General features: G+C 36.0%; 7 protein-coding genes. 6 read left to right on the top strand and 1 reads right to left on the bottom strand.

What is annotated here, in order from left to right; all coding sequences use genetic code 11:
* Positions 1-438: 438 nt before the first annotated feature.
* The 4 genes from KA828_RS04660 (at position 439) to KA828_RS04645 (ending at position 5,151) form a co-directional block, all read left to right on the top strand.
* On the top strand, positions 439-1,212 hold the full coding sequence (locus KA828_RS04660; RefSeq protein WP_053028921.1) for a CHAP domain-containing protein: 774 nt from the start codon (positions 439-441) through the stop codon (positions 1,210-1,212).
* Positions 1,213-1,391: 179 nt separating this feature from the next.
* Positions 1,392-1,646: a hypothetical protein gene (locus KA828_RS04655; RefSeq protein WP_053028920.1), complete on the top strand. Its 255-nt coding sequence runs from the start codon at positions 1,392-1,394 to the stop codon at positions 1,644-1,646.
* A gap of 225 nt (positions 1,647-1,871) precedes the next feature.
* Positions 1,872-3,164: an anaerobic C4-dicarboxylate transporter family protein gene (locus tag KA828_RS04650; RefSeq protein WP_193838893.1), complete on the top strand. Its 1,293-nt coding sequence runs from the start codon at positions 1,872-1,874 to the stop codon at positions 3,162-3,164.
* Positions 3,165-3,528: 364 nt separating this feature from the next.
* A complete protein-coding gene (locus KA828_RS04645; RefSeq protein ID WP_193838894.1) occupies positions 3,529-5,151 on the top strand; it encodes a BCCT family transporter in 1,623 nt (540 codons plus the stop codon).
* A gap of 58 nt (positions 5,152-5,209) precedes the next feature.
* On the opposite strand, the gene cudC is transcribed toward KA828_RS04645, so the two are convergent.
* Positions 5,210-5,764, bottom strand: coding sequence for a choline uptake/conversion transcriptional regulator CudC (gene cudC / locus KA828_RS04640; RefSeq protein ID WP_070855231.1), 555 nt, complete (start codon positions 5,762-5,764; stop codon positions 5,210-5,212).
* Positions 5,765-6,026: 262 nt separating this feature from the next.
* Between cudC and betB the strand changes: the two genes are divergently transcribed.
* Positions 6,027-7,517, top strand: coding sequence for a betaine-aldehyde dehydrogenase (betB, locus tag KA828_RS04635; RefSeq protein ID WP_053028916.1), 1,491 nt, complete (start codon positions 6,027-6,029; stop codon positions 7,515-7,517).
* A gap of 139 nt (positions 7,518-7,656) precedes the next feature.
* Positions 7,657-9,366, top strand: coding sequence for a choline dehydrogenase (betA, locus tag KA828_RS04630; protein ID WP_142237135.1), 1,710 nt, complete (start codon positions 7,657-7,659; stop codon positions 9,364-9,366).
* Positions 9,367-9,485 lie beyond the last annotated feature (119 nt).

Raw genomic sequence — 9,485 nt, 5'->3', positions numbered from 1 at the left:
ACAGCTAATCTTAGTATGTTTCTAATGCTTATGATTACATATCATCCACTCTAAAATGGCTTCCCGCTATTATGAGAAAACGCTTTATACTTCCCACTTTTCATGAAATAAAACATGTCTAAAATAATCAGATAAATTACAAAGCGTGTGAATACACTGTTGATTAACGTGCTATAAGTCTTGGTATAGGCGCGTTTTACAAGTTGTAATATAAGTCTATGTTTATTACATACGAAGTAAAATTATTATGATTCATTTACAAAGCCTTAACATTCCACACAAACCCTTGTGTGTCTGTTAGAGTATGTCTTGTCGTTAATTAACGAAGAAAAAATTACTTAAAAACATTTTGAATTGAATGATTTAAAATTTCTAATATGTCAATTGCAGGTAGCCACGAGATAAAAAGCTTTAAACATTCTAGGAGGATATTTAATTATGAAAAAGATCGCTACAGCTACAATCGCAACAGCAGGTATTGCAACATTTGGATTAGCACATCAGGATGCAGACGCAGCGGAAAATAATAATGGATATAACCCTAATGACCCATATTCATACAGTTACACATACACAATTGACCAACAAGGTAATTACCATTATCAATGGCAAGGTAACTGGAGCCCAGCTCAAGCGCAACAAAGTGGTCAACAATACACTGGCAACCAAGCAGTAAACAATACACAATCATACAATAACTACAATTACAACTACAATAACAATCAATCTAGCCAAAATACACAATCTTACACAGCAAACAATAATGCTGGTGGCGGTTTAGGTGCTAACTATTCAACTTCAGATCGCAACGTTAAAGTAACAACTCAAAACGCACCAACTACTCAATCAACAAGCTCAAGTAGTGCAGCATTATCAGGTAAATCAAGTGGCGGTGCAAACCTATACACTGCTGGTCAATGTACGTATTATGTATATGACAAAGTAGGCGGTAAAATTGGTAGCACTTGGGGTAACGCAAATAACTGGGCAACTGCAGCTGCTGCAGATGGCTATACAGTTAACAACACACCTAAAGCAGGTGCAGTAATGCAAACGTCTCAAGGTGCATACGGTCACGTTGCATACGTTGAAAGTGTTAACGCTGACGGTTCAGTTAAAGTTTCAGAAATGAACTATAACGGTGGACCTGGTGTAGTATCATCACGTACAATCTCAGCTAGCCAAGCTGGTTCATATAACTACATTTCATAATTTGAAATCATTTTAACCACGATGCCTAATCTAACGGCGTCGTGGTTTTTTTCTTTTTGGAAAAAGGCATGTCAAGATAGCGCATCGTGTGATTGAAGCGGAGGTATAACGGGAAACATAATAATAAGTGAAATTAATATTAGATTGTATATGTGAATCGTAAAGGAGGGTGACTAAAGATGACGTTTGATGTAATAAAATGGATTATATTAGCATTAATTATCATCGTAACGATTGCGGTGATATGTGGCCTTATTTGGGGATCATTACTAGAAGAACGTGCGTATGATAAGCGTTCAAAAAAAGAAAAGCGTAAAGAAACTGAGAAAAATGTAGAAATGGCTAAAGGTCATACTGAAGATAAAGAAATCGAGGGTGATTACGAAGCGGCCCCAATTAAAAAAGGAACACTCAAAGATGACCATCCAAAATAATGGATAATATCGACCTTGAAAGATGCTAGAAGGAGCATACTTTCAAGGTTTTTTAGAGTGGGATAATATTTAATTGGAATGGGTATGTCAGAATGTAAGTTCACATTTTATTTACATTTAATATTTTAAATTATCTACAATTCTATACTTTTGACATCTTCAAGTGATAAACTATTTATGTTAAAAAAATCACAATAATTTTCAGAAAAGTTAGGAGCTTTCATCATGCTACTGTTTGTAGTAGAAATCATCATAATGATACTAGCTATATTATTAGGGCTTCGTGCGGCTGGTGCATTAGGGTGTGGTATCTTCGCCATTGTGGCACAACTCATAATGATCTTTGGCTTTCAATTGCCCCCAGGTTCAGCGCCTGTTACTGCAGTATTAATTATTTTATCCATTGGTATCGCTGGTGGTACCTTGCAAGCTACAGGAGGCATTGACTATTTAGTCTTTCTCGCTTCCAAAGTGATTGAACGCTTTCCAAGATCAATTATTTTTATAGCGCCAATGATTGTCTTTTTATTTGTGTTTGGCGTAGGTACAGCAAATATTGCGTTATCCTTAGAACCTATTATTGCCAAAACTGCGGTTAAGGCTAATATACAACCTAAGCGACCGCTTACTGCTTCTGTATTGACTGCTAATTTAGCTTTATTATGTAGTCCAGCAGCATCAGCAACAGCCTACATTATTTCGGTAATGGCAGGTTATCATATATCGATGGGACAATATTTAAGTATTGTATTACCTACAGCGATTATTACAATGCTAATGTTAAGTGTCTTTTGTACGTTTGTTGGTCGAAAGACATCAGTTACGCCGAGTGAAATGGCGCATACACCTGAAGTATCTGTTAAACAATCATTTTCAACTAAAACTAAATTAGGTGTAGTTAGCTTCTTACTGTGTGTGGCAGCAATATTAACATTTGGTATCTTTCCAAATTTAATGCCAGCCTTTAACGTCGATGGCGAACAAGTTAACGTAACAATGACAGAAATTGTACAGTTCTTTATGTATTTGAGTGTTGCTATTAATCTATTAATGATGAAGATTAATACGAGTGATATCTTGTCTTCCCATATTGCACAATCCGCTATTGGTGCACTCTTTGCAGTACTCGGACCTGGCTGGTTAGGTGCAACTGTATTTAACGCACCCCAAAACTTAAAAATCATCCAAGACGATATCGGACAAACCATCCAATCTATACCTTGGTTAGTCATTGTCTTAGTTGCTGTAGTGGCGATGATCGTCATCTCTCAAACTGCAACCGCATCGATTATGGTGCCAATTGTTATGAGTATGGGCGTTCCACCAATGTACTTTATTGCAATGGTACAAACGCTTAACGTCAACTTCGTTATTCCGGCACAACCAACGTTATTATTTGCGGTTAATTTAGATGAGACTGGACGTACACGAGCGACAAGTTTCATTATTCCAGGCTTCTTTGCGATTGGCGTATCAATTATAGTTGGATTCTTAATAAAATCGATATTAGGATTTTAGATATAGAGACTACAAATTTTAGGGCGACATGCTCGATGATTTGTAGTCTTTTTTAGGAGTAAAATGAGAAATTTAAAAAAATGCTAAATAAATATAAATTCATTATAAGGGTATGATTATGCAAAAATAATACAAAATAAAATTTGTTAAATACGTTAAGTTTAAATTTAACACTGTTGTTATAGCAATTTCTAAAGCTTTAAAATATGTCTGAAATATATATTTATTCAATAAACTGAAAAGTATAATTTGAATGTAATTTGCATTTTTATTTAATTTTAGATATCGTCAATATGTGAATAAACCGTGACAAGAAAGTGGTTTTTAATTTTTATCGAAACAACTATTTTGAGGAGGAACATAATTGAAACGAGAAAAAATTATGGATTGGCCGACTTTTATAGGGACGGTAGTCGTATTACTTGTGGCTGTTACACCGATGATGATTTTTCCGGAAGCCAGTGAAAAAGTAATTACTGATATCAACAGTGCGATATCCAATTCAATTGGATCAGTGTATTTATTTATGGGATTAGCCATTTTATTCTTTGTATTATATATTGCGTTCGGACGCTACGGCAATGTGACGCTTGGAAAAGCAACGGATAGACCTGAATTTAATAACTTCAGTTGGGCGTCTATGTTATTCTGTGCAGGTATTGGATCAGACATATTATATTGGGGTGTCATTGAGTGGGCGTTCTATTATCAAGTACCACCAAATGGTGCAAAAGCGATGTCAGATGAAGCACTTACATATGCCACGCAATATGGTATGTTCCATTGGGGACCAATCGCATGGGCGATTTATGTCTTACCAGCACTACCTATTGGTTATTTAGTATTCGTTAAGAAACAACCTATTTACAAAATTAGTCAAGCATGTCGTCCAGTTCTTAAAGGACAAACAGATAAATTTTTAGGTAAATTAGTAGATATATTATTCATTTTCGGACTACTTGGCGGGGCTGCAACATCACTTGCCCTCGGTGTTCCTATGATTTCTGCAGGTATTGAGAAATTGACAGGTATCGATGGCGAAAATATGGTTGTACGTTCAATTATCTTATTGACGATCACAGTTGTGTTTGCAGTAAGTTCTTATTCTGGTCTGAAAAAGGGAATTCAAAAATTAAGCGATGTTAACGTATGGTTATCATTCTTATTACTAGGCTTTGTGTTTGTCGTGGGTCCTACCATTTTCATAATGGAAACGACAATTACAAGTTTTGGTAATATGCTAAGAGACTTCTTCCATATGGCTACTTGGATGGAACCTTTCGGTGGAATTGAAGGACGCAAAGAAACTAACTTCCCACAAGATTGGACGATATTCTATTGGTCATGGTGGTTAGTATATGCACCATTTATCGGTCTGTTTATAGCGCGTATTTCAAAAGGACGACGCCTTAAAGAAGTTATTTTAGGTACGATTATTTATGGTACATTAGGTTGTCTATTGTTCTTTGGTATCTTTGGTAACTATGCAGTGTACTTACAGATTACAGGCGAATTTAATGTGATTAACTTTTTAAATACGCATGGTACTGAAGCGACGATTATTCAAGTAATGCATCAATTGCCATTCTCAACATTGATTGTTGTATTATTCTTGATTTCTGCCTTCTTATTCTTAGCAACAACATTTGATTCAGGTTCATATATTTTAGCTGCTGCATCACAGAAAAAAGTTGTTGGCGAACCATTAAAAGCCAACCGTCTATTTTGGGCATTTGCGTTATGTTTATTACCTTTCTCACTGATGTTAGTTGGGGGAGAACGTGCACTTGAGGTATTAAAAACTGCATCTATCTTAGCGAGTGTGCCATTAATTGTGATATTTATCTTTATGATGATTTCATTTATTATTACGCTCAATAGAGACCGGATTAAACTGGAAACAAGGGCAGATAAGCATAAAGAAATTGAACGACGTTCATTACGTATTGTTCAAGTTAAAGAAGAACCACATGATGATAACTTATAAATAATAAAAAGCTAGAAGATTTTCGAAGTGTCATACTTTCGAAAATCTTCTAGCTTTTTTAAATATCTTCTTTTTCTGGAATTGGGTAATGTTCGAAGATTTGGCCACTTTCAATCGCGTTACTTAAGTTTTCAAGCCATTTACAATATTGCTTTGTATGATCCAATTGTGCTTGGATTTTATCAACTTCTGCTTTAGATGCTTCGTCTAAGTCAGCGTTTTTTAATGTTTCATCTAACAATAATTGCGCTTTTTCAACGGCTTCTAAGTTCGTGTCAACTTCACGTTCCCATTTTTGTGTAAAGAAGTTTCGGAAAAAATGGAAGAAGTTCTTCTCTGCAATGAAGTGTTGCTTTCTGCTGCCACGAGTGAATTGCTGTTTCACAATATCAAATTCTTGTAGTTTCTTGACACCAGCACTCATGCTCGGCTTGCTCATTTGCAAATGTTCACGCATCTCATCAAGCGTCATACTGCCTTCAAAGACCATTGTGCCATATAGATTACCGACGCTACGGTTTGTACCATACAAATCCATTGTTTCACCGATTGAATTGATAACAAGATCTTTTGCTTCTTCAATTTTTTGGTCATAATTCGTTGAACGTGCCATGGTGCACCTCCATTGTTACTTATTAGTTTTTTAAAGAGAAATAAACGAAGACGTTCATTTTTCAATTCTAAATCATTATAAAGTGTTTGGTGAAAAGTTTCAAAATCGCATATTTATTATTAGCACTTTTGACACTGTATTTTCAAGTCTATCTCAAAAGTTGTGTCGTTTTATATCGTTTGCAAGGCTATGAAAAGTATGATAATCTAGTTCTGTAAAATTCGTTAAATAAAAATTTAACAAACTTAACGGAGGTCGTTTGATGGAACTTGTAGAGAAATTGTCTAACCGTCAGTATATCGATGGTGAATGGGTAGAAAGTTCAAATAAAAATACAAGAGATATTATTAATCCTTATAACCAAGAAGTTATCTTTACGGTTGCAGAAGGTACTGCTGAAGATGCAGAAAGAGCAATACTTGCAGCACGTCGCGCATTTGAAGATGCCGAGTGGTCATTAGAAACAAGTGAAGTCAGAGGTAAAAAAGTAAGAGCGATTGCAGATAAAATTACAGAGCATCGTGATGAATTAGCTAAATTAGAAACATTAGATACTGGTAAAACATTAGGAGAATCATATGCAGATATGGATGACATCGCCAATGTATTTACTTATTTCGCTGGATTAGCAGATAAAGATGGTGGCGAAATCATCAATTCACCAATTCCAAATACTGAAAGTAAGGTCGTTAAGGAACCTGTTGGTGTCGTAACACAAATCACACCTTGGAATTATCCATTACTTCAAGCTTCATGGAAGATTGCACCAGCATTAGCAACAGGATGCTCACTTGTTATGAAGCCAAGTGAAATCACACCGTTAACTACAATTCGTGTATTCGAATTGATGGAAGAAGTTGGCTTCCCTAAAGGTGTTATCAACTTAGTATTAAGTAGTGGTGAAGAAATCGGAGATACACTATCAGGTCATGAAGAAGTAGATTTAGTTTCATTCACAGGCGGCATTGAAACAGGTAAACATATCATGAAGAATGCTGCTAATCATGTTACTAACATTGCATTAGAACTTGGTGGTAAGAATCCTAATATTATTTTTGATGATGCTGACTTTGAAGTTGCAGTGGATCAAGCCTTGAATGGTGGTTACTTCCACGCAGGTCAAGTATGTTCAGCAGGGTCACGTATTTTAGTACACAACAATATTAAAGACGACTTTGAGAAGGCGTTAATTGATCGTGTAGGTAAAATCAAACTTGGTAATGGTTTTGATGATGATACTGAAATGGGACCTGTAATTTCTACAGAACACCGCAGTAAGATTGAAAACTACATGGAAATTGCAAAAGAAGATGGCGCTACAATCGCAATTGGTGGTAAACGCCCAGAACGAGAAGATTTACAAGCTGGCTTGTTCTTTGAACCAACAGTAATCACTGATTGTGATACGTCAATGCGTATCGTTCAAGAAGAAGTGTTTGGTCCAGTTGTGACTGTTGAAGGATTTGATAGTGAAGAAGAAGCAATTAAATTAGCTAATGACTCTATTTATGGTTTAGCAGGTGCAGTCTTCACTAAAGATATCGGTAAAGCACAACGTGTAGCCAATAAATTAAAACTTGGTACAGTTTGGATCAATGATTTCCATCCATACTTCGCACAAGCACCATGGGGTGGTTACAAACAATCAGGTATTGGACGTGAACTAGGTAAAGAAGGATTAGAAGAATATTTAACTAGTAAACACATTTTAACGAATACAAATCCTGAGCCAGTTAACTTCTTTAGCAAATAACAAATCCATGCAAGAGCGATAGAGTCGTAATATAAATCAACTATGCGACTCTATTTATTTGAGTTATAAAGTTGTACGTATCGAACTTAAAAGCATGAAATATAAAGACATCATAATCAATTTAAGGGAGGACGAATTTATAATGAGTAAAAAGAAATCATATGATTACGTCATTATTGGTGGCGGTAGTGCCGGTTCAGTATTAGGTAATCGTTTAACAGAAGATAAAGATAAAGATGTATTAGTATTAGAGGCAGGACGTAGTGACTATCCTTGGGATTTATTCATTCAAATGCCAGCAGCGTTAATGTTCCCATCAGGTAATCGTTTCTACGATTGGATTTATCAAACAGAAGAAGAACCACATATGGGACGTAAAGTAGACCATGCACGTGGTAAAGTTCTTGGTGGTTCTAGTTCAATAAACGGTATGATTTACCAAAGAGGTAACCCAATGGACTATGAAGGTTGGGCTGAACCAGAAGGTATGGAATCATGGGACTATGCACATTGCTTACCATACTTTAAACGTCTAGAGAAAACATACGGTGCTACACCATTTGACCAATTTAGAGGTCATCACGGTCCAATTAAATTAAAACGTGGTCCAGCAACTAATCCATTATTTAAATCATTCTTTGATGCAGGGGTAGAAGCAGGATACCACAAAACAAAAGACGTTAACGGTTATAGACAAGAAGGATTTGGACCTTTCGATAGCCAAGTGCATAACGGACGTCGTGTATCAGCATCAAGAGCCTACTTACACCCAGCAATGAAACGTAAAAATTTAACTGTTAAAACACGTGCATTTGTCACTAAAATCCATTTCGATGGTAACAAAGCAACAGGTGTAACATTTAAACGTAATGGTAGATACCATACGGTTGATGCAGGTGAAGTTATATTATCTGGTGGAGCGTTCAATACACCTCAATTATTACAATTATCAGGTATTGGTGACGCAGAATTCTTGAAATCTAAAGGAATCGAACCACGTATGCATTTACCAGGTGTCGGAGAAAACTTCGAAGACCACTTAGAAGTATATATTCAACATGAATGTAAAGAACCAGTATCATTACAACCAAGCTTAGATGTTAAACGTATGCCGTGGATTGGTTTACAATGGATATTTGCACGTAAAGGTGCTGCAGCATCAAACCACTTTGAAGGTGGTGCTTTCGTAAGATCTAACAACCAAGTTGCTTATCCAAACTTAATGTTCCACTTCTTACCGATTGCAGTAAGATATGACGGACAAAAAGCACCTGTAGCACATGGTTATCAAGTGCACGTAGGACCAATGTATTCAAACTCACGTGGTAGCTTAAAAATTAAATCAAAAGACCCATTTGAAAAACCAAGTATTGTCTTTAATTACCTTTCAACAAAAGAAGACGAACAAGAGTGGGTTGAAGCAATTCGAGTAGCTAGAAATATCTTAGCGCAAAAAGCAATGGATCCATTCAATGGCGGTGAAATTTCACCAGGACCATCCGTACAAACAGATGAAGAAATCTTAGATTGGGTACGTAAAGATGGTGAAACAGCATTGCATCCATCATGTAGTGCTAAAATGGGACCTGCATCAGATCCAATGTCAGTTGTAGACCCATTAACTATGAAAGTTCATGGTATGGAAAATTTACGTGTTGTTGATGCATCAGCAATGCCTCGTACAACAAATGGTAATATTCATGCACCTGTATTAATGCTTGCTGAAAAAGCAGCAGATATCATCCGTGGTAGAAAACCATTAGAACCACAATATGTTGATTATTATAAACATGGTGTGAGTGATGAGAACGCTGGTGCAATGGAATTTGATCCATATTATCAACATTAATTGTAAAACAGTATATTAATACTAAAAAAACGAGAAAAAGAAGATAACTTAGGGAGCGGGACGATGAATTCAAAATGAATTCTGTTCCGCTCCCAATTTGCTTTTTAATACCTTATTTA

The sequence above is a fragment of the Staphylococcus sp. GDY8P85P genome (assembly GCF_017892405.1).
GTDB classification, from domain to species: domain Bacteria; phylum Bacillota; class Bacilli; order Staphylococcales; family Staphylococcaceae; genus Staphylococcus; species Staphylococcus borealis.
The sequence above is the reverse complement of the archived record's forward strand: the minus strand, read 5'-3'. Positions and strand labels throughout refer to the sequence as shown.